This is a genomic window from Segatella copri (assembly GCF_003465495.1).
Classification (GTDB): domain Bacteria; phylum Bacteroidota; class Bacteroidia; order Bacteroidales; family Bacteroidaceae; genus Prevotella; species Prevotella copri_G.
On record NZ_QSAV01000001.1, the window covers coordinates 1,817 to 23,799 of the forward strand.

Consider the following 21,983-nt stretch of genomic DNA (forward strand, 5'->3'; position numbering starts at 1 on the left):
CGTGCGCCGGTCGACGCCCATCAAAAGCAAGCTTTCGATGTCGTTTCCCCTCGACTTGCATGTGTTAAGCCTGTAGCTAGCGTTCATCCTGAGCCAGGATCAAACTCTCCATTGTAAAATATCATTTTTACTTTGCTATACCCGAAAGTCTAGCGAAGTGTTTGTTGTCTGTACTTAGGACGAATATTCTTTTCGTTTATTGAAGCTTAGTAAACCTGACTTGTCAATTACTTGACGGTTCGTTTCTTTTTACCCAGTCAACTTTCTTATTTCTAAGAAGTTAACCGCTTCTTGTACTACTTGTCTGTTTATGAAAAATCTTTCAAAGAACTCTTTCTTTATTGCTTTGAGTAATGCTTGATTTCTCAAAAGCGAGTGCAAAAGTACTAACTATTTTTCATTCCACCAAATCTTTTCGCAAAAATGTTTCATTTTAGTCAAATATTTAACAGTTATAAACATTTAAATCTTTTTCACACCTTATTATATATATAAATAGACTAAACTTTTGGCTATTCCAATATTTCTTCGTACTTTTGCCCTATCAATCAGTTAGGTTTAACAGAAAACGGAAATTCATCATGAAAATTATTGTATCAGAAGAAATCGAATCGGTATGTCCCACCTTTGTGGGAGCATGCGTGGAAGCCAATGTGGTAAACACCCCTTATTGTCAGGAACTTTGGGATGAAATCAATGCCCTCGGTGAGAAATACAGACAGACGCTGACCACGGAATCGCTGAAAGAGATGAGTGGAATTGCCGCCACCCGAAAGGTGTACCGTGCCTGCGGCAAGGATCCATCTCGCTACCGTCCTGCATCAGAAGCCCTTATCCGCAGAATGCTGCAGGGCAAGGAACTCTACCAGAGAGATACGCTGGTGGATCTTGTGAACCTGGCGAGCATTGCATACGGCTACAGCATCGGCGGATTTGATGCAGACAAGTTTGAAGGCGATACCCTGACCCTGGGCGTAGGCAAAGCCGGCGAACCATACGAAGGCATCGGCAGAGGCATGATTAATATTGAAGGTCTGCCTGTTTACAGAGACAAGACTGGTGGTGTAGGAACTCCAACCAGCGACAACGAGCGAACCAAAATGAGTATTGACACCACCCATCTGGTGGTTCTCATCAACGGATATGACGGAGACGAACAGCACGTCCGCGAGAATGCCGAATTCATCATCGAACTTCTGAAGAAGTATTGCCAGAGTGATGGAGGCAGCTACTTCATCTACAAATAAAGAGGATGTGTCATAAGTTTATGATTCACCCTCTTCGTGTCGTTAGTAAATATAGGTTATGTTGCAGGAAGAGATAGGATAAGTTGCTGGAAGAGATAGAATAAGTTGTTGGAAGAGATAGGATAAGTTGTTGGAAGAGATAGGATATGTTGTTGAGACAGTCAGCATCTTCGGTCGCACAACAGCTGTTGTGCGCTTGCATAACAGCTGATATGCGCATGCACAACAGCTGTTGTGCATGCGGTAGTCAACTGTTATGCACCAACAATTATCCAGACTTATGACACACCCTCATTAACCAAGAAATCTCTCTTATAAATTCAAAAAGGGGACTGGCCACCGCCAGTCCCCAAGACGAGAGAGATATAAGTGTTGACTTTGTCAACAACGAGGCAAATCACTTTGCCTTATATCTTTAATATTATTCCTAGACAATATCATTAGAAACATCATCTAGGAATAATTCATGTATAGCAAAAGTATATTACTTGTTATCCTCAGCCCAACCAGTAGACTTAAAGCCTGTTACTCTGTAATGATATCCAGGCTGGTCAGAACGGGAATAGGTGAAACTGATTTCATCTGTCACAGTACCAGATACAGTAGTATAAGTATTGTGACCACACTTACCGCTAACAGTTACCTTGTCGGTAGCTGTAGCAGAGTTACCAATGAAATCATCCACATTCTCACCACCAAAAGTATAAGCACTCATATCAATAGATACCTTAGCATTGATGGCGTAAGCTGCCTTAGAGGCAGTTGAGCCTACACGAATCCATGCCTTATCCTTATCATAATCGGTAGTATTGCTGAGATAGGCATAGAGAACACCCGAAGTGGTTCCTGTACCATCAGTCTTAAAGATGAATTCAGCATCTGTTGGATTAGAAGCCCAATACTCTGCATCTGTCTTAGAAGCATCATAACCTCTCTCCACATTGATTCTATACTCACCACCAACAGGAGCAATAGGAGTATAATCGATATCGAAATCGTCTCCCTCAGAGCATGCAGTAAACAATGCTACGAAAACAAAGCTCAAAAAATATAATATTTTCTTCATGACTTTTCGTTTATTACATTAATAATCATTACTTCTCCCACCAAAGTTTCTTGGTCAGCGAGTTTCCATTCTCTTCTACATACTTGGCAGCAGCAGAGTTATACAATGTAGTAGCTGTAGGATAAAGCAATCGCATAGGATACTCACCGGCATTCATATTGCTAGCACCTGGATCAACCAAATTGCCTAACACATAACCATCAGACAATTCACGCTGCAAAGCAGTTGTTGATTTACGAACAGTAATATTAGCCTGCACCTCAGGAATACCCAAACGGTTACGGGTCATCCAGCCATCATAAGCATTCGCTCCAGCATAAGTTACCCAATACTGCATGGCGATACTATGAAGCATATCAGCCTTATCGAACTTGTAAGCACCATCAACGAATGCTGTACCATCAAATCCCCAACGGCTGAAGCCGGCAAGAACACCCTTATTATAATATTCCTCAGCCTTTTCAGCATTACCCAAACGAGCATAAGCCTCAGCAATCATCAATTCGCATTCAGCCTCGTTCATCAGATAGACAGCATCATCATAAGCCTGTTTCATACGAGAAGACTTAGAGATTGCAATACCACCCTCTGTAGTTTCATCAGTAGTTGGCTTATCTCCGCAAGGAAGGCCCTCGTAGCATTCATCCATGTGAGCAACCAGTTCCTCATCAGAAGAATAGCCGAGAGTTTTTTTGGCATTAGCAGTTACCTCATACAACTTGATGATACGAGGATCCTTCTTATCCAAAAGATACTCCAAGAAAGTATGACAAGCACGAATATTCTCAGTAGTATTCAACTGACGGATATTAAATTCATAAAGAGGATTACCCTTATTAGCGCCATCTTCCCAATTTACCCAAGCACAATCCTGCTCCAAAAGACCACCTGCACTAAGTAAAGCCTGAATATCAGATTTATGAGCGTCGAAGTCTTTGAGATACATCTTCAACTTCAAACTCTTTGCAAAGCCTGCCCAGCTATCCATACTGCCTCCCAAGAAACAGTCAGCAGTTCCTAAAGGTGAAGCTTTTTCTGCAGCTGTTGCATCATCGAGTTTGGCAATGGCAGCATCCAGCATCTCCAGAATACCCGGATATACTACGGTTTTGCTATCATCAAATGCAGCATGTGGATTGTTTTCGACATCAAGAGCACCTGTAAACGGAATATCACCATAAGTATCAGTCAATACCAAGAAATTATAGGCCTGAAGAATCTTGGCAACCATCCAATAGTTCCAAGCCTTACTTTCTTCAGCAGAAGCCAAAGCCAGCTTTAAATCTTCCAAACTGTTGGCATATGTATTCTGCCAAATCGTAGTAACAGGAGGAATAGAACCTGATGTTGTTACAGCATAATTAGACAATGTATTATACTGGTTTGTACTATTACCCTGTGTTACATACTGGCACCAAAAGTCACCAGTAATTTGCTGATAAAGACCACTGACAGCTACGATAGAACCTTCGGCAGCCGGAAGCAACTGCTTGTAGGAAGCTGTAGAAGGATAGTTTGGGTTGTAGTTGATATCCAAATAACCGGAATCGCTACAAGAAGTAACAGTGCCCATTGTCAAGAGGGCTCCCAGCAATGCTGCGCTTAAAAATTTATATCTTTTCATATAAGAAATCTCCTTTAATTAAAATACAACCTTCAAGTTAATACCATAGTTGCGAGTTGACACAGAACCCATAGTTTCACCAAACTCAGAGCTGATATCATTACCAAAGTTAGAAGACTCTGGGTCGATATAATTCTGATGCTTTGGAGTGATGAGCAACAAGTTGTGGCCAACGAGACTCAAAGACAACTTCTGCATCTTCAATGCACTTGTGATTGTCTTAGGGAAATCGTATGTCAAAGCCAACTCACGGAGTTTGAAGTAAGAACGGCTTACAACGAAATCACGACGCACCTCCGGGTTGTAGCTATAGTTACCCTGAACATAATTCATATAGTTGGAAGCAACTGGAATATTATTCTCGACATACTCTCCACCAACAATCTTTACAGAATGAGGATAAACAAAAGCATCACGCTCATTGAATACGGTCTCTGTAGAGTTACCATTGAAGTGAGTAATATAAGATGTCTCAGAATACATCAATCCACCCTTATGCCAGTCGCCCGTTGCAGCAAGACTCAAGTTCTTCCACTTCAGATGTGTGGTGAAGCCCATTACGAAATCTGGCTGAGAAGAACCGAGATAATCATAATCTGTAGTACTAGACTGCAAGAAACCATTACCATTTACGATTCTATAACCATAATATGGACTGTTTTTATCTGTTACCTTCTGTGTTGCTGGCAACTTGAAGATACCGATAGGCTCACCAACCTTCAATACGTAAGATACACCACGCATAGAAGAATACAAACCAGTACTTGTAGTACCTACAGGAATGGTATATTCATCAAGACCATCCCAAAGTTCCTTCACCTTACTCCAGTTCTTAGCGTATGTAGCACCTACACTCCACTCCCAATCCTTAGTACGGATAGGAGTAAAATTAACCATCGCCTCAATACCCTTGTTCTGAAGTTTACCTACATTACGGGTGTTAGAAGTATAACCTGTCTCAGGAGCCAAAGTAGCTGAGATAATCTGATTCTTGGTTGTACGATCATAGTAAGCCACATCGAAACTCAAACGGTTGCCAAAGAATGTACCGCTCAAACCAAGCTCATACTCAGTTGTAATCTCAGGCTTCAATGACTTATTTGGCAAACGGTTATACTCTGTCAAACCAGAAACACCGGAAATTGGCAAATATGTATAATAAGACTGGAATGGACGATAATATGAATTAGTCATATATACATCAGCATCATTACCTGTCTGACCTATAGCTGCACGAACCTTCAACAAGTCGATTTGCTTGACATTCTTCAAAGCAGGAATAGCCTGATTCAGAAGCACAGACACATTGGCACCGCCATAGAAGAAGCTGTTATCACCCATAGGAAGAGTAGAAGACCAGTCGTTACGGGCAGAAAGGTTCAGGAAAGCCCAATCCTTATAACCCAATTCAACCTGTCCCAAGAGACCCAATAATCTTCTATTCCATGAGTCAGTATCAGTAATCGAATAGGAAGATGTATTACTCAAGGAATTCCAACCTGGAATATCCAACTGCTCATTATAACCACCTACATTATCATAGTTTCTCTGGTTCAAGTTCCAACCTAAGGTTGCACCTACCGAGAAATCACCGAAAGTATGATTACCGGTCAATAAGAGGCTGGCATCAATCTGTCCACGCTGAGAACGATACTTAGAATAGTAACCCTGGTTACCTACAGTTGTACCATTACCAGTTGCCTGATAAGAACCTTCGGTATAAATAATACGTGGTTCGATGCGCTCGGTCTTATAATTGGTATAATCACCACCGAAACGGCCAATTACCTTGATATCCTTGGTAATATCGTATGACAACTCCAGCTTACCATAAATACGGTCGTCCTGATAAGTAGAATAGAAGTTATCTACCATATAATATGGGTTGGTAGCATACAATGTATAGTAGTTATCTACATTATTACGCTCAAGGTTGTAATCCTTCATATCGGTGAAACGAACATCAGAAGCACCCTGAAGCAACTCCATATACATATCACGAGAACGGCGCATATCCTTGCGAACATAGTTCAGGGACATGTCCAGATGGAATCTGTCGATATTGGCGTAACCACGGAGTGAGAAGGTATTACGATGATATGTATCACCATCATTAGGAGTAATACCATTAGAACTTACATTACCGTAAGATGCAACAATACCTACTTTCTCATCACCATAGCGGAGAGATACGTTGTTGTTCCATTCCTTACCTACCTGATAGAAGTCACGGATATTGTTCTTAACATAAGAAAAAGGCTTGGTTAAAGTCTCGCCGTTAGAAAGACCGGTGGAACCATACCAGTGCTCACGACCATCAAGGCGAGGTCCCCAAGAACCATTCTCCTCATTAGACCAGGAACCCCAACCTTGACCAAAGAGATTCTGAGTCATTGGCACACGGAGCACATCAGTAAATGTCAAAGAACCATCGTAAGTGATAGAAGCCTTCTTGTTACCCTGTGGCTTCTTTGTAGTAATCATGATAACACCATTGGCTGCACGGGAACCATAAAGAGCAGTAGCAGAAGCACCCTTCAATACAGTTACCGATTCAATATCCTCTGGGTTAATGTCGCCTGCACCACTACCAAAGTCAACAGAGTTATCACCCAAACGGTCATTGTTGATAGGCACACCATCAACAATATACAATGGGTTGTTGCTGGAAACAGAAGAAATACCACGAATTACGACTTTCTGAGAGGTACCTGTAACACCACCACCAGAAATCTGCACACCAGCCATCTTACCCTGAAGACCACTCATCAGGGAACCAGACTTAGCAACAGTCAACTCAGAAGCGTTGGCTGTACTGGCAGCATAACCCAAAGTTTTCTCTGAACGTTTCATACCCAAGGCAGTAACAACTACCTCGTCAAGATTTCTTGCATCAGAAGCCAAAATAATCTTCATCTTAGCAGATGCTTTCATTGTTTTAGTCTGCATGCCGAGGTAACTGATTTCCAAGACAGCATCCTTGCTGGCATTAGGAAGCGTAAAATTACCATCGACATCAGTCGCTGTTCCAGTCTTAGTTCCTACAATTCTTACAGATGCGCCAATCACCGGCTCACCATCTTCCTGAGAAACAACCTTACCTGTAACAGTAGTTTGAGCGAGAGCCATTCCTGTTGAAAGAACGAGCCCCCCCATGAGCATGGTCAATCTTTTTACCATAATTCTCTCTCTTAAAAATTAAACAACTTACAAATATCGGGTGCAAAGATACATACTTTTTGCTAATTAAACAATTTTTTAGCAAACAATTTGATACAAAATATAAACTTTATAGTACTTTATGTATATTTTTCGTATATTCTATTACTTTTCGCAAGTATTTTCGGTATTTATTCTCACAAAATGTAAATAATAAGAAGAAACTAGGTACAAAAGGGAGGTTTAAAAACAGAAAGGCAAACACGCCATTTATTACAATAAATAACATGTTTGCCTTTATTATTTTATTAAAATGAAACTCGCCTATCAAAAAAGGCTTCATCAGGATTACACCTTATTATATATAGGGAGTTATGAAAAAAAGTCAATAACGCCGGGAACTTAAATCACGCCAAAATGGAGGAGCGCATTCTTAACACCATCTTCATCCACATGAGTCGTAATGTAATCGGCTACCTGCTTGAGATTATCTCCCGCATTGCCCATCGCAACACCGATGCCTGCCTCCCGGACGATGGAAATATCATTGCCGCCATCGCCGAAAGCCATGGTTTCATCTATGTTCAAACCTAGATAATCAGCCATTGCATGCAAGCCCTTGCCCTTATCCGCATCGGCTGCCGTAATATCCGTAAAGGCAGGATGCCATCTGCCCGAGGTGCAGTTGCGGAGCGTAGGCATCAGGAGCGCCTCCTGCTCTACCGAACAGAAAGGAGTAACCTGCAGTACCTGCTCATCTCCCAGTTCATTCACATCGGTCAGGAAGATTTCACAATCCACCCCCAGTCCCTTGGCAAAAATTTCATAAACCTCGTCAGTATAATGATGGATAGCGAGATGATGCTCTCCTACGACGATTGCCGGATAATCATCACGGTCGGCTGCCTCGATAATCTTCTTTACATCTTCAGGAAGGATGGCGTGCTGGCTCACCACCTTATCGCCTACAAAACAGCGGGCTCCATTGGTGGTGATGTAACCGTCGATGAGATGTTCTATCTGACCGAGGTTAGTAATGAGGAGCTGCGGACGACCGGTAGAAATATACACCTCTACCCCGTTCTTCTTAGCCTGCTCCAAGGCATCTACCGTACTCTGCGGAATCTTGTGGGTTTTGAAACTCACCAGGGTGCCGTCAATATCGAAAAACAATGCTTTTATCTTCTTATCCATACCAATATCTTCTATACCTTATTATATATATAATGCAAAATCGGCTCTGTAAGTACAGAAAAACCGATGCAAAATTACGAAAAAACAGATAAATGACAAAAAATATAAAGATTTATTAGATTTTACTTGCATCAAAAGGAGAAAAAACGTATATTTGCCACATCTTTATGCCCGAGGAAACTCCGAGATAACGCATAGAGCAACTAGTAAATAAGAACGGTTATGAGTAAGAAGTCCTATCGGTTACTGGCATCCCTGTTGCTGATGCTCGTAGCGACGCTTACTTCATGCGAGAAGTTTTCGATTGACGAAACAACCGGAAAATCACATGAGGCAAACGCCAATGTAACTATCCATGTGCAGAAAATAGAAGGCATAAGTCTGCTGACAACCAAAGCTGCCGACAAGCAGATTGCCCTGGGCGATGTGTGCTCCAGACTGACACTTGCCATCTTTGATGGAGAAGACAAACTGGAGTCAATTAACCAGCAATCTACCGACAACGGTTTCGGAACAGCCTATGTAAGTCTGGACGAAGGAGAATACCGACTGGTGGTGATTGCCCATAACGGAAAGGGAAACTGCTCTATCAGCGCACCCGAAAAGGTGAAGTTTACGAGCAACAAGCTTACCGACACCTTTTATTATTACGGCAGGTTGAGCGTAACGGCAGATGGAGCCACCTCCGACATCAACCTGAAGCGAGCAGTTGGCGCCTTCAAGTTACATATTACCGACGAAACCATTCCCGAAGAAATCAGGAGCATCAAGTTCTATTATACCGGCGGCAGCAGCACCCTGGATGCAACCACCGGATTCGGCTGCGTGAACAGCCGTCAGACCGAGAATTTCAGTATGAAAGATGGCGGCAGAGACTTTACCGTCTACACCTTCCCACATGAAGAAGAGAAGAACATCAAGATGAGTATCAGCTTTCTGGATGCCGATGCAAAGGTGGTAAAGAGTTTTGAAAAAGCCGATTTGAAAATCCATCAGAACCAAACAACCTATACCGAGATTTCCATTGCTGACGGATTCGGTGGCGGAGACGACAGTACGGGTGGTGGAATAAGCATTACCGTAGACCCTACCTGGGGCGAGACAGAACGGGTGAATTTCTAAGAAACAGACGATTAAGGGATTACGGAAAACCAGAAGGTATGTTCTATTTTTCCATAATGCAATATAATTTTTGATTCTTAAAGATTTGATAAACAAAATTTCTTTGTCATTTAAGAATAATTCCATAATTTTGCATCCAATATTATATAATATTATAAACAAAGGATGAAAAAATATATAACTCTTATCATGCTGATGGGAGCATTGATTCCTGCTGGGGCTCAGGCACAAACGCTGAGCCTTGACAGTTGCCGTGCCATGGCGCTGCGCAACAACAAGCAGCTCAATGCCTCGAAGCTCAAGAAAGACGTGGCGTACAACATGAAGAAATCGGCACGTACCAAATATCTTCCTAAAGTAGATGCTTTAGGCGGTTACGAATGGTTCAGCAGGGAGATTTCGCTGCTGAACGACGGTCAGAAATCAACATTCAGCAATATCGGCTCTACCGTTACCGGAGGAATATCGGGAGGAGCCAGCAATCTGATGAGCCAACTTGTAAGTCAGGGAATGATTACCCCGGAGATAGCGCAGCAGATAGGCGGACTGCTGAATGAGAAACTGGGACCCCTGCAGCAGCAAGGCAATGCGCTGGGAGAGAAACTGGTAGATGCTTTCCGCACCGACACCCGCAATATCTGGGCTGGAAGCGTGATGGTTCGCCAACCTATCTATATGGGTGGAGCCATCATTGCAGCCAACAAGATTGCCGACATCGGAGAGCAGATTGCAGAGAATGATCTCGACCAGCAGACCCAGAGCACGCTCTACAGCATTGACCAGGCTTACTGGCTCGCCGTTTCGCTGAAGCAGAAGCAGAAACTCGCCATCAGTTACCGCGACCTCGTAAAGAAACTGAACGAGGATGTTCATAAGATGATTCAGCAGGGAGTAGCCACCAAGGCAGACGGACTGAAGGTAGACGTGAAAGTGAACGAGGCTGAGATGCAGATTACCCAAGCAGAAGACGGACTCGCCCTGTCGAAGATGCTGCTCTGCCAGCTCTGCGGCATTCCGATGAACCAGGAAATCACACTTGCCGATGAAGATAAGGAATCCCTGGCTTTATCAGGAACTCCTGTTGACACCGAGCAGCAGAAAGTGGCAGCACAGGATTCGGCGCTGAACACCCGGCCGGAACTCCGCATGCTGCAGAATGCGCTCGACATCTCTAAAGAAGCTACCAAAATGGTTCGCGCCATCAATCTGCCTCACGTCATGCTGACAGGCGGCTACATGATTTCGAACCCGAACGTATTCAATGGTTTCCAGAAGAAGTTTACCGGAGTCTGGAACGTAGGCGTGATGGTTCATGTTCCGGTATGGAACTGGTTCGACGGCGCCTACAAGGTGAGAGCCGCCAAGGCTGCCAGCAATATCGCCCAAATGAACCTGGATGATACGAGAGAGAAGATTCATCTGCAGATTACTCAAAGCCAGTTTAAGGTAAAGGAAGCCCAGAAGAAGCTCAACATGGCAATGAAGAACATCGCCAGTGCAGATGAGAACCTGAGATGCGCCAACATCGGTTTCAAGGAAGGCGTGATGGAGGTTACCGACGTGATGGCTGCACAGACTGCCTGGCAGAAAGCACAGAGCCAGAAGATTGATGCAGAAATCGACGTGAAGCTGACTCAGGTTGGGCTGAACAAGGCGCTCGGTATCCTGCAGTAATAATAATAACAAATTTAAATTCAGATTAAGCAAAATGTCTAAGAAATCACAGCATAACAACATATTGCTCGCTGTAATCGGTTTTACAGCAGTAGTCATTCTCGTAGGCGTCATCGGTTTCTTCACCCTGGAACAGAAGGATGACACCATTCAGGGCGAGGTAGAAGTATCAGAATACAGAGTGTCCTGCAAACTGCCGGGACGCGTAGTAGAACTCCGCGTTCAGGAAGGCGATTACGTTCATGTGGGCGATACGCTCGCCATCCTCGAAGTGCCGGAAATGAAATCGCAGGAACAGATGCTCCAGGCTACCAACGCTGCAGCCGAGGCGATGAAGGACCTGACGGATGCAGGTGCACGCAAGGAGCAGATTCAGGGCGCTTACCAGTTGGTTCAGCAGGCTGAAGCTGCCGCAACCATCGCCAAGAAGACCTACGACCGCATGCAGAACCTCTTCAACGAGGGTGTAATCAGCGGTCAGAAACGCGATGAGGCTTACGCAGCCTACAAGGCTACAGAGGCTCAGGTGGCTGCTGCCAGAAGTCAGTACGATATGGCGAAGAATGGCGCCCGCGAACAGGAGAAGCGCATGGCTGCCAACAACACCCAGGCTTCGAAGAGCGCTGTGGATGTAGTGAAGAATCTTCTGAAAGAGACCGTTCAGATTGCCCAGTGCGAGGGCGAGGTTAGCAATGTCTATCCTAAGGTAGGCGAGCTGGTAGGCCTCGGCTCTCCTATCATGAGCATCTCTATCATGAGCGATATGTGGGGAACCTTCAATGTTCGCGAAGACCATCTCAAGGGGCTGAACAAGGGCGATGAGTTCACCGCTTACGTTCCTGCCTTCAACAAGGACATCAAGATGAAGGTTTACTACCTGAAAGACCAGGGCTCTTACGCTACCTGGAAGGCAACCAAGGATAATGGCGACTACGACCGCAAGACATTCGAGGTGAAGGCCCGTCCTATCACAAAGATTGAGGGATTGCGCCCGGGAATGTCACTCATCATTAAATAACATCTATGTTTAAGAAATTATATCATATAGCCCTCAGAGAATGCGGCATCATGTGGAAGAACCCCATTTATCTCTTCTGCATGGTCATCTTCCCCATCGTGGTGGTAATTTTCTTCACCACGCTGATGAAGGGAGGAGTGCCTACCGACATGCCTGTGGGCATAGTAGATCAGGACAACTCCGCCACATCGCGCCAGCTGGTACATAAGCTCGATGCCTTCCAGACCACCAAGGTAGTGGCTCATTACGAGAACATGGCAGAGGCAAGACATGCTATCCAGAAGAACGAAATCTACGCCTTCCTGCTGATTCCTGACGGAACAGAGGCAGGCCTGATGGCCCAGAAGCAGCCTAAGATTTCATTCTATTACAGCAGCGTATCGCTGGCAGCCGGCTCCCTGCTCTTCCGCGATCTGAAAACCATCTCTACCCTGGGAGGTGCGGCGGCAGGAATGGCGAAACTTTCGGCGCTGGGAAAGACGAACGATGAAATCATGACCTTCCTACAGCCTATCGCCGTAGATCTGCACATGATAGGCAACCCATACGCCAACTACAACTATTATCTTTCGAGCGTAATGGTGCCGGGACTCATCATGCTGTTCATCTTCCTGATTACACCTTATTCTATAGGTACGGAACTGAAGTTCAACCGAGCAAGAGACTGGATGCGGATGGCAGGCAACAATCCTTATCTCGCCATTGCGGGTAAGATGCTGCCACAGACACTCATCTTCCTGAGTATCTTCCTGCTATTCGAATTCTACATCTATTATGTATTGCAGTTTCCACATCCGGGCGGCGCGCTTCCTATCATCCTGTTAGGCATTCTGAGCGTACTCTCCTGCCAGTGTTTCGGCATCTTTGCCTTCGGACTGATGCCTTCGCTCCGTATGTCGATGAGTATCTGTTCGTTGTGGGGCGTGGTGAGTTTCTCCATCTGCGGAGCCACCTATCCGCTCTTCTCGATGGATTCTCCGATCCAGTCTATCGGCCAGCTTTTCCCGATGCGCCACTATTACATGATTTACCAGATGAACATCTTCAATGGTTTCCCTATGAGCGATGCTGTGCTCCACTGGGGCGCAATGGTGCTGTTCTGCGCCCTGCCGATGCTCACTGTCTGGAACATCAAGAAGGCAATGCTGGTATATAAATACTTACCGTAATGAAGAAAAGTAGTTTATTATATAAGATTATCAATGGCATCTGGGACATGTGCTACATCTGGAAGACGGAAATGCGCAATGTTTTCCGCGATGAGGGTGTGCTCATTTTCTGCATTCTGGTGCCGCTGGGTTATCCGCTGCTCTACTCTTGGATCTACAACAACGAGGTGGTGAGAGAAGTGGATACGGCGATTGTGGACCTGAGCCACAGTCACAGTTCACGCGAGTTTATCCGCGATTATGATGCTTCACCAGACGCCAAGGCTACCTATTACTGCAACAGTCTGGACGAGGCGAAGGAACTGGTGCGCAGGCAGGCAGTTCACGGAATCCTTTACTTCCCTGCCGACTTCGATACGAAGCTGAACCGGGGCGAACAGGCGCATGTGGGAGTTTACTGCGATATGAGTCTGATGCTGACCTATAAAGCGATTTATCAGACCTCGCAGGCCGTAGCCAGCCACATCAACTCGAGCATCCAGATAACACAGGCTGGAGGATTTACAGATAGAGACGATGAGATTACCACCGAGCCGCTCGCCTTTGATGAGGTTCCGATATTCAACACGACAGGAGGTTACGGAAATGCCATTCTGCCGGCTGTGCTGGTTCTTATCCTGCAGCAGACGATGCTGCTGGGCATAGGAATGGCAGCGGGAACATCAAGAGAACTCAACAGAAACCGCGAACTCATACCGGTAAGCGAGCATTATGGCGGTATTTTCCGCATTGTTTTCGGCAAGGCATTGGTTTATTTCATGGTTTATGCCGTGATGGGAATGTATCTTACGCTGGTAGTTCCCAAGCTGTTCAGTTTTGTAAGTATGGTAACGTGGACCACCATTCTCGGTTTCCTCCTTCCTTACATTCTTTCGTGCGTTTTCTTCGGTCTGATGCTGTCGTGTCTGGTAAAATATCGTGAAAATGTGATGCTTCTGGTGGTATTTACCTCCGTTCCGTTGCTTTTTATGACGGGAGTTTCATGGCCATTGAGCAATATTCCGGGCTTTTGGCAAGGATTTTCGTGGGTTTTCCCATCCACTTTCGGCATCCGCGGGTTCCTCAGAATCAGCAGTATGGGTGCTTCACTTTCAGATATTCTGCCGGAATTCAGAGCACTCTGGATACAAACAGGTGTCTATTTTCTGGCTACCTGCCTGGTTTTCAGGCAGCAACTGAGATCGGCAAGACTCAAGGCAGACCTTACTGCCGAAGTAGCAGAAGAAGAGGAGGAGGCGGAAGAAATCGTGGAGAATAGATAATGTACAATGCATAATTTCGGGGGTGACCATGCAAAAAACAGCTGTTAACTGTTAACCTGTTAACTCCTCTGATAAAAAAAAGCTAGGACTGCTTGAGGGCAATCCTAGCTTTTTATTTTATACCCTTATCAAATAGGATATTTACTACTTGTGTGTACTAACAATCTTGGTTGGAGCCTTCTCGGCATTTCTGCGGTTCACCACCGTTACTACGCTTTGGGCAAGGCTGAGGAATGCCTGACCGGTAATGGAATCAACCTTGGTAGCAGCAGGCGCACCATCATCACCACCCTCGCAGATGCTCTGAACGATAGGAATCTGGGCGAGCAGAGGCACATTCATTTCCTTGGCGAGGTTCTTGCACCCCTCCTTACCAAAGATATAATACTTGTTCTCAGGCAGCTCGGCAGGCGTAAAGTAAGCCATATTCTCGATTAGTCCGAGGATAGGCACATTCACCTTATCATTCTGATACATGTCAATACCCTTTCTCGCATCGGCAAGCGCCACCTGCTGAGGCGTACTTACGATAACTGCACCCGTAATGGAAAGCGTCTGGAGCAGCGTAAGATGAATATCGCTTGTGCCAGGAGGCGTATCGAGAATAAAGTAATCCAACTCACCCCAGTCAGCATCAGCAATCAGCTGCTTCAGGGCAGAACAAGCCATTCCGCCGCGCCACAGAGTAGCAGTAGTAGGACTTACGAAGAAACCGATACTCAGGAGCTTCACGCCATATTTCTCGACAGGTTCGATGAGGTCTCTGCCGTCCTTGTGAACAGAATAAGGACGCTCCTCCTCCACACCGAACATCTTAGGCATGGAAGGACCGAAGATATCAGTATCGAGCAAACCCACCTTGTAGCCCAACTTAGCCAAGGCGATAGCGAGATTGGCAGAAACGGTGCTCTTGCCTACTCCACCCTTACCAGAGCTTACAGCAATGACGTTCTTCACCTGTGGCAGCATCTTGCCCACCTCAGGACGAGGAGCCGACTTGAACTCAGTAACGATTTCCACCTCTACATCTTTCGAAATATGATAATGGATGGCAGCCTCGGCCGCCTTCACCGTACTCTTGAGGAAAGGATCCGTATCACGAGGAAAGAGAAGAACCACCTTCACCTTCATACCATTGATGCTAGGCGTATCTGCCAGCATCTCGCTCTCTATGAGGTTCTTCTTGGTGCCTGGATAAATCACCGTAGCAAGCGCCTCTTCAATCAATTTTGGATATAATGTCATCATTTCTTTTTATTTATTTGGTGCAAAAGTAACAATAAATAATGTAATAAGCAAATAAAAACTAAATAATTTCAGATATTAAACACTTTTATGTATCTTTGCAAAATGCAGAAATGTGTAGTTTCAGCAAAAGCGAATCTACAACCGAACAGACAAAAACATAAGAAAAATGAAATATAAAAAGATTATATTAGGCGTTGCCTTGGCTCTGGCCTGCTTCTCTAGCCTGAATGCCAACGCGCTGACCGAAACCAAAGTGAAGAAGACGGAAACTCAGGCCGCAGCACCCAACGTTTATTGGACCGACGGCTACGGCAGAGTATCTTATACCACCAACTCTATCATTTCGCCGGTAGTAAAAATTGCCCTCAAGGAGTTTGCGGGCGATATGAAAGCCGTAACAGGATTCGATGCGAAAGAAAAATCAGGTGCTCCGATACAGATTTACCAGCTCGACCAGCTCACCAACAAGGAGTTTTCGGCAGTAGAAAAACTCGGTGCGCCGCTGCATCTTATTATCACCGCAAAGGATGCTTTCTACATCGGTACGAGGAAAGGGAAACTCATCGTTATCGGAAGCAACGCCCGCGGAACGGCTTACGCCATCATGAAACTCTCTGAGCTGGCTGGCGTTTCGCCTCTGGCGGCATGGAACGACCTGCAGCCGGCGCAGCGCAAGAGCCTCTATACACCCGTAGACCAGCAGTGGATTGAGGTTCCGAGAATAGAATTCAGAGGACTTGCCCTGAACAACAGCCAGTGGATGAAACCGCAGAACTACAGCCGCATCGCCCGTCTGATGCTGCGCCTGAGAGCCAATACGCTGTGGCAGGTAGACGGCAGGCACGAGGCTGCTTACAACAAGGCTGTGGTAGACAGTTTCGACATCTGCGTGGCGGAAAACTACAAGGTGACGGAGTTTGTGGGCAAGAAGCACAAGAAGAAACACCGCAAAACCATCGAGAATGTGAAGCTGGTATGCTCGGATGCACAGATGGAGATGAGCAACCTCTCGCCGGGCCTGCTGCTCGAAATGCTCAACAGCAAGGATTATCTGGAGAGCAAGAATGCCCAGCACGGAAAATCGCACCGCTCTGCCGCTCACAACGACGAAGACTGTGCCTGGATAGCCAACATTACCAATCCGAAGCAGTCAACCTTCCAGCTAGCCATGATGATGAACCTGGCGTGGAATAAAAATGCCCTGAAAGCGGGTTGCAAGACGTATATCCAGAACACTCTCAACGCCTTCTTTGGCGCCATTACGGGCAAGAAAATCATGCCTCTGATGGAAGAATATTACCGTCTTACCAGCATCCGCCATTCCGCTTATATGGCGATGCCTTACGGCGATACTGAGTTTCATTCAGGCGAATTCGGCAACGAACTGGAGCGTTTCCTCTACCGATACGACCTGTTGAAGGCGAAGACTGAATCCATCGAACGCATGCTGCCTCAGAACCAGAAAGACGGTTTCTTCGAGGTTGTGAAATATCCGATATTCCTGGCTGCCTTAGTAGCCGAAAAGGAGCTGGAGGCACAGGAAGCAAGACACATCGCCCGTCCGGGACTGTTTAATAAAGACGATGAGGCGAAGGCTGCAGCGGCTGTGAGCATCGATGCTTACAACAAACTGAAGCAGCTCAATGCCTACTACAGTCGCATCAGAAACGGCAAATGGAAGGATTTCATCCTTACCAACGGTGCAGAGATGCAGGCTCCGCAGATTCCGGGCACACTCCCAGCTGCCGATATCAAGCGGCTGAAAGCTGATGCCTTCGACCGCAGCAACGATCTCAAGCCGCTCTCTGTAGTTACCGGCGACATCATTGCCAAGAATGCCTACGAATGGAGCAAGGCTACTGAATCACCGCTTGCCCAGGCTGCCGTTAGAGGAGCCGAGAAGATTACCGTCCGTCCGCTGTTAGGTCACAGCGGCAAGGCTGTGAAATTGCCGAAGGGAGCCAGTCTGAGCTATGATTTCTACTGCGACAAGAGCGGTGATGCGCGTTTTACCATCGCCGCAATTCCTTGCTTCCTAAACGCTGTAAAGGATATGAGGGTGAGTGTGAGCATAGACCGTGGCGAACCGGTAATCTGCCAGTTGAAGGAGGTTTACAACTCAAAGAACTGGCAGTTTGACCTGTGGCGCGGACAGACGCTGAAGAGCTTCTACGTTACGCTGCCTGGCGGCAGTCACAACGTAACCATCAAGGCTTTAGACGATAATGTGATGATTGACCAGTGGGTTCTGGATTACAATGTAGACAGAGAATATTACGTATTCCCAGTTGCAAAATAAGAGGCTTTTATGATGCTGAAATGTGTTAAGAATCCTAACTCATAGCTTCTTCCCCCGCATCTCTATGACTTATGCCCCGCAAAGCACAGAGACGGGGAAAAAAGAGCGAGGGGTTAACAGGTTAACAGTTAACACCCCAAAAATGCATGGTTCCCCCCACACACATATAAAAATAAGTATATATATATTATATTATAATAAGGTACGCGCGAGGGGAGTATCGAAAAAACAGCTGTTAACAGTTAACTCTGTTACCCCCCAGGCATAAAAAGACATAAAAAAAAGCACTCCTAGGAGCGTGAACTCCTCAAAGTGCCTTGATCATAATTATATTTCTAATATTGGTTTTTACGCAATAAAGAAGTCATTGATTACTCAATAACTACGGTTGTCCAACCATGCTTGTCCTCAATAGTACCATACTGGATTCCGCGAAGCGTATCATACAGGTGCTTAGAGACAGGACCTGGCTTCTCACCGAAGTTGTAGCGCTTGCCTGTATCCAAGTCATCAATGTAGCTGATAGGACTGATTACGGCAGCAGTACCGCAAGCACCAGCCTCCTCGAAAGTATCCAGCTCATCCTCAGGAATCTGACGGCGCTCCACCTTCATACCGAGGTCCTCAGCCAACTGCATCAGACTCTTGTTGGTGATAGAAGGGAGGATAGATGTACTCTTAGGAGTAACGTATGTATTATTCTTGATTCCGAAGAAGTTGGCAGCACCACACTCATCCATGTATTTCTTCTCCTTAGCGTCGAGATAGAACTCGCATGCATAACCCTTCTCGTGAGCGATATTGTTGGCTCTGAGAGAAGCAGCATAGTTGCCACCAACCTTATAGATACCTGTTCCGAGAGGAGCAGAGCGGTCGAAATCGCGGATGATGACGTATGGGTTGGTAGAGAATCCACCCTTGAAGTATGGACCTACTGGAGTTACGAAGATAAGGAAGCAATACTCCTTAGAAGGATGGACACCCACCTGAGCACTTGTACCGATGAGCAGCGGACGGATATAGAGCGTAGCACCACTCTCGTAGGTAGGAATCCACTCCTGGTTGAGGCGAACCACCTTCTTCACCATTTCCTCGAACATTTCTGTAGGCACCTCTGGCATCAGAATGCCGCGACATGTGCTCTGCAAGCGCTTAGCGTTCTCGTCCATACGGAACACGCGCACCTTACCGTCTGGGCAACGATAAGCCTTCAAGCCCTCGAATGCCTCCTGACCATAGTGCAGACAGGTTGCAGCCATGTGCAATTTCAAATACTCATCAGAGCAAACTTCTATTTCGCCCCATTTGCCGTCGCGATAGTAACAGCGAACATTGTAGTCAGTCTGGCGATAGCCAAATGACAAATTAGACCAATCTAAGTCTTTCATAACATCTATATTTTTAATGTTCTACTAATATTTTAGATGCAAAAATACAAAATAATCTACTAATCTGCAACTCTTTTATAATATTTTTAATGAAAACGTTATCTTTTTATTCATTTCTGCCATTTTGGGGCATCATTTTACCATTTTAGGGGGTTCTTTTATTCTAATTGAGAGATTGTATTTCTGAAAATGAAAAAGCTGCACCCATTCTTCGCGAACAGGATGCAGCTTACCAACTAACATTAACTTTAAATCAACTATTCTTTAAACCTATCATTTTATATTGCTATATAACCAATAGGGGAAGCGAGGTTAACGGGTGTATTCCTCAGGAATCTGAGGCATCGCTCCATTCTGGGTACAAACGTAGGCACTTACCTTTACGGCAAGTTCGTGAGCCTCCTGAATGCTCTTGCCCTTCAGAATGCTGGCACAGAATGTGCCGGTAAAGCTGTCGCCTGCACCTACTGTATCAGCCACCTCAACCTTTGGAGTCTCCTGGAATGACTTCACACCCGGAGCAAAGACATAGCTGCCATTTACACCGCAGGTCAGCACGAGCATATCGAGATTATACTTGCCGAGAATCAGCCAGCACTTGTTCTCGATATCCAAACCTGGATAACCGAAGAGACGGCCGATGGTAATCAACTCCTCATCGTTGATTTTCAACACATTGCAGCGCTTCAAGCTCTCGGTAATCACCTCTGGAGTATAGAAGTTCTGACGAAGGTTGATGTCGAAGATCTTCAGACAATCCTCTGGAGTATGATCGAGGAACGTATAAATGGTCTTACGGCTAACCTCACTGCGCTGTGCCAGAGAACCCCAGCATACAGCTCCAGCATTGACAGCAATCTCCCTAATATCACTGGTGAACGGGATATTATCCCAAGCTACACCCTGCTTGATATCGTAAGTAGGAACGCCCTCCTTGTCGAGCTGCACCTGAACTGTACCGGTAGGATAATCTACCTCAGGCATTACATACTTCAACTTCTTCTCATCGAGAATGCGAAGGGCTGTTTCGCCCAAGGCATCCTTGCCCACAGCACTGACAGCTACAGAATGCAAACCATGCTGACCTGCGTGGTAAGCAAAGTTGGCAGGAGCACCGCCGAGTTGAGAACCACTAGGGAGAACGTCAAAGAGGATTTCGCCCAAACCTACACAATATTTTGTATTTAAATTCTTTGTTTCCATAATTACACCTTATTATATACGATATAAACGATTGCGGATGATTTATATTATAACTTGCGGATATAAGTGAAGAGATAAGCGACTCCCACAGCCATGACAGCCACAGCACCAGCCTGACCGATAGCATCACTGGCAAAGCCCATAATCAAAGGGAAGACGGTACCACCGAAGAGTCCCATAATCATCAGTCCACTCACCTCGTTCTTCTTATCAGGCATAGCTAGAAGTGCCTGAGAGAAAATCATGGAGAACACGTTAGAGTTGCCATATCCCACCAGGGCGATGGCGATATAAAGCATCATCTTGCTCTCGCCTACCCACATGCCTATCATACTTAGAGCCATCATCACTACGCTGATAACGAAGAAAGTGCGGGTCTTCATCATGCGGAGGAAAACAGTACCGGTGAAACATCCGATGGTACGGAAGATGAAGTAGAGCGATGTAGCGAAGGCAGCCTCGTTCAGCGTCCATCCCAGACGCTCCATCAAAATTTTAGGAGCTGTGGTATTGGTACCCACATCGATGCCTACATGGCACATGATACCGATGAAGGAAAGCAGCACGATAGGTTTGCCGAGCAACTTGAAGCACTCGCCAAAGCCGGAAGCCTTACCCTCGTTCTTCTCCTCCTCGATAGGTGTACCAGCCAGGAAGAAGGTAGCTGCGATTCCGATAACCATATAGATTGGGAAGAGAATTCTCCAGCCTAAACCAAAGGTAGGAATACTTGCCATGGCGCCCCACATAGCGATGTATGGAGCCAGGAAGGAAGCTATCGCCTTGACAAACTGACCGAAGGTCAATGTGGATGCCAGGTTCTGACCTGATGTCACCACCGAAACCAGAGGGTTCAGGGATGTCTGCATCAAGGCATTTCCGATGCCGAGCAATGAGAACGACACGAGCATCAGCTCAAAGTTTTCGCCAAAGATGGGCAAAAGGAGTGAGATAACGGTAACGAGCAAAGACAGGAGTACTGTCTTCTTTCTACCTATCTTATTCATCAGGATTCCCGTAGGAACCGAGAAGATGAGAAACCAGAAGAATACCAGCGATGGGAACAGATTGGCTGTTGCATCATTGAGGTTGAGATCTTCCTTTACGTAGTTGGAGGCAATACCTACCAAATCTACAAATCCCATGGCGAAGAAACAGAGCATCACCGGGATGATTGATAACTTTGATGATTTATTCATAATTGTTAGCGTTATTGTTTCTATTTTGCTGGTGCAAAGGTAGCGATAAACGATACAATATATCATAAAATATCGTTCATCGGCTACCATTTATGTTGCATTGTTACATCA

15 protein-coding genes and 1 rRNA gene (1 of these 16 cut by a window edge) are annotated in these 21,983 nt (G+C 45.7%); 7 read left to right on the forward strand and 9 right to left on the reverse strand.

The genetic code is table 11. The features are described from left to right. Positions 1-115, reverse strand: a 16S ribosomal RNA gene (locus DWV53_RS00015); it reaches 1,445 nt to the left of the window's first position. Positions 116-581: 466 nt separating this feature from the next. Between DWV53_RS00015 and DWV53_RS00020 the strand changes: the two genes are divergently transcribed. Beyond that, positions 582-1,247, forward strand: coding sequence for a B3/B4 domain-containing protein (locus DWV53_RS00020; protein WP_118150764.1), 666 nt, complete (start codon positions 582-584; stop codon positions 1,245-1,247). 484 nt (positions 1,248-1,731) lie between these two features. Here the strand turns inward: DWV53_RS00020 and DWV53_RS00030 are convergent, their stop codons facing one another. From DWV53_RS00030 to DWV53_RS00050, 4 genes are all read right to left on the reverse strand, one after another. Further along, positions 1,732-2,313, reverse strand: coding sequence for a lipid-binding protein (locus DWV53_RS00030; RefSeq protein ID WP_118150768.1), 582 nt, complete (start codon positions 2,311-2,313; stop codon positions 1,732-1,734). A gap of 28 nt (positions 2,314-2,341) precedes the next feature. Then, positions 2,342-3,937 carry a SusD/RagB family nutrient-binding outer membrane lipoprotein gene (locus DWV53_RS00035; protein ID WP_118150770.1) on the reverse strand — a complete coding sequence of 532 codons (1,596 nt, stop codon included), beginning with the start codon at positions 3,935-3,937 and terminating at the stop codon, positions 2,342-2,344. Between the two features lie 18 nt (positions 3,938-3,955). Continuing rightward, positions 3,956-7,117 (reverse strand): SusC/RagA family TonB-linked outer membrane protein, encoded by a 3,162-nt coding sequence (locus tag DWV53_RS00040; RefSeq protein ID WP_118150772.1) that lies wholly within the window; start codon positions 7,115-7,117, stop codon positions 3,956-3,958. 381 nt (positions 7,118-7,498) lie between these two features. Continuing rightward, complete coding sequence (locus DWV53_RS00050; protein WP_118150776.1) at positions 7,499-8,290, reverse strand: Cof-type HAD-IIB family hydrolase; 792 nt, start codon at positions 8,288-8,290, stop codon at positions 7,499-7,501. Between the two features lie 222 nt (positions 8,291-8,512). Here DWV53_RS00050 and DWV53_RS00055 point away from each other — a divergent pair, with 222 nt between their 5' ends. The 5 genes from DWV53_RS00055 (at position 8,513) to DWV53_RS00075 (ending at position 14,535) form a co-directional block, all read left to right on the forward strand. Further along, positions 8,513-9,412 carry a FimB/Mfa2 family fimbrial subunit gene (locus DWV53_RS00055; protein WP_118150778.1) on the forward strand — a complete coding sequence of 300 codons (900 nt, stop codon included), beginning with the start codon at positions 8,513-8,515 and terminating at the stop codon, positions 9,410-9,412. Positions 9,413-9,577: 165 nt separating this feature from the next. Next, entirely contained in the window at positions 9,578-11,086 is a 1,509-nt protein-coding gene (locus tag DWV53_RS00060; protein WP_118150780.1) for a TolC family protein, read from the forward strand. Between the two features lie 34 nt (positions 11,087-11,120). After that, positions 11,121-12,104, forward strand: a complete 984-nt coding sequence (locus DWV53_RS00065; RefSeq protein ID WP_118150782.1) for an HlyD family secretion protein — start codon at positions 11,121-11,123, stop codon at positions 12,102-12,104. Positions 12,105-12,109: 5 nt separating this feature from the next. Then, positions 12,110-13,273: an ABC transporter permease gene (locus DWV53_RS00070; RefSeq protein ID WP_118085908.1), complete on the forward strand. Its 1,164-nt coding sequence runs from the start codon at positions 12,110-12,112 to the stop codon at positions 13,271-13,273. Further along, positions 13,273-14,535, forward strand: a complete 1,263-nt coding sequence (locus DWV53_RS00075) for an ABC transporter permease (RefSeq protein ID WP_118150784.1) — start codon at positions 13,273-13,275, stop codon at positions 14,533-14,535. Before DWV53_RS00070 ends, DWV53_RS00075 begins: the two co-directional genes overlap by 1 nt. Positions 14,536-14,679: 144 nt before the next feature. Here the strand turns inward: DWV53_RS00075 and DWV53_RS00080 are convergent, their stop codons facing one another. Beyond that, positions 14,680-15,780, reverse strand: coding sequence for an Mrp/NBP35 family ATP-binding protein (locus DWV53_RS00080; protein ID WP_022120906.1), 1,101 nt, complete (start codon positions 15,778-15,780; stop codon positions 14,680-14,682). Between the two features lie 169 nt (positions 15,781-15,949). Here DWV53_RS00080 and DWV53_RS00085 point away from each other — a divergent pair, with 169 nt between their 5' ends. Further along, positions 15,950-18,082 (forward strand): glycosyl hydrolase 115 family protein, encoded by a 2,133-nt coding sequence (locus DWV53_RS00085; RefSeq protein WP_118150786.1) that lies wholly within the window; start codon positions 15,950-15,952, stop codon positions 18,080-18,082. Between the two features lie 371 nt (positions 18,083-18,453). Here the strand turns inward: DWV53_RS00085 and DWV53_RS00090 are convergent, their stop codons facing one another. The 3 genes from DWV53_RS00090 to DWV53_RS00100 form a co-directional block, all read right to left on the reverse strand. Continuing rightward, positions 18,454-19,470: a branched-chain amino acid aminotransferase gene (locus DWV53_RS00090; protein ID WP_006849163.1), complete on the reverse strand. Its 1,017-nt coding sequence runs from the start codon at positions 19,468-19,470 to the stop codon at positions 18,454-18,456. A gap of 312 nt (positions 19,471-19,782) precedes the next feature. After that, entirely contained in the window at positions 19,783-20,673 is an 891-nt protein-coding gene (locus DWV53_RS00095) for a carbohydrate kinase family protein (protein WP_117586455.1), read from the reverse strand. A 47-nt stretch (positions 20,674-20,720) separates the two neighbouring features. Beyond that, positions 20,721-21,872 carry an MFS transporter gene (locus DWV53_RS00100; protein WP_118085911.1) on the reverse strand — a complete coding sequence of 384 codons (1,152 nt, stop codon included), beginning with the start codon at positions 21,870-21,872 and terminating at the stop codon, positions 20,721-20,723. Positions 21,873-21,983 lie beyond the last annotated feature (111 nt).

What these genes read in the sequence shown, in the direction of transcription:
- DWV53_RS00020 (WP_118150764.1), top strand. Translation starts at nt 582, where the DNA reads ATGAAAATTATTGTATCAGAAGAAATCGAATCGGTATGTCCCACCTTT.
- DWV53_RS00030 (WP_118150768.1), bottom strand. Translation starts at nt 2,313, where the DNA reads ATGAAGAAAATATTATATTTTTTGAGCTTTGTTTTCGTAGCATTGTTT.
- DWV53_RS00035 (WP_118150770.1), bottom strand. Translation starts at nt 3,937, where the DNA reads ATGAAAAGATATAAATTTTTAAGCGCAGCATTGCTGGGAGCCCTCTTG.
- DWV53_RS00040 (WP_118150772.1), bottom strand. Translation starts at nt 7,117, where the DNA reads ATGGTAAAAAGATTGACCATGCTCATGGGGGGGCTCGTTCTTTCAACA.
- DWV53_RS00050 (WP_118150776.1), bottom strand. Translation starts at nt 8,290, where the DNA reads ATGGATAAGAAGATAAAAGCATTGTTTTTCGATATTGACGGCACCCTG.
- DWV53_RS00055 (WP_118150778.1), top strand. Translation starts at nt 8,513, where the DNA reads ATGAGTAAGAAGTCCTATCGGTTACTGGCATCCCTGTTGCTGATGCTC.
- DWV53_RS00060 (WP_118150780.1), top strand. Translation starts at nt 9,578, where the DNA reads ATGAAAAAATATATAACTCTTATCATGCTGATGGGAGCATTGATTCCT.
- DWV53_RS00065 (WP_118150782.1), top strand. Translation starts at nt 11,121, where the DNA reads ATGTCTAAGAAATCACAGCATAACAACATATTGCTCGCTGTAATCGGT.
- DWV53_RS00070 (WP_118085908.1), top strand. Translation starts at nt 12,110, where the DNA reads ATGTTTAAGAAATTATATCATATAGCCCTCAGAGAATGCGGCATCATG.
- DWV53_RS00075 (WP_118150784.1), top strand. Translation starts at nt 13,273, where the DNA reads ATGAAGAAAAGTAGTTTATTATATAAGATTATCAATGGCATCTGGGAC.
- DWV53_RS00080 (WP_022120906.1), bottom strand. Translation starts at nt 15,780, where the DNA reads ATGACATTATATCCAAAATTGATTGAAGAGGCGCTTGCTACGGTGATT.
- DWV53_RS00085 (WP_118150786.1), top strand. Translation starts at nt 15,950, where the DNA reads ATGAAATATAAAAAGATTATATTAGGCGTTGCCTTGGCTCTGGCCTGC.
- DWV53_RS00090 (WP_006849163.1), bottom strand. Translation starts at nt 19,470, where the DNA reads ATGAAAGACTTAGATTGGTCTAATTTGTCATTTGGCTATCGCCAGACT.
- DWV53_RS00095 (WP_117586455.1), bottom strand. Translation starts at nt 20,673, where the DNA reads ATGGAAACAAAGAATTTAAATACAAAATATTGTGTAGGTTTGGGCGAA.
- DWV53_RS00100 (WP_118085911.1), bottom strand. Translation starts at nt 21,872, where the DNA reads ATGAATAAATCATCAAAGTTATCAATCATCCCGGTGATGCTCTGTTTC.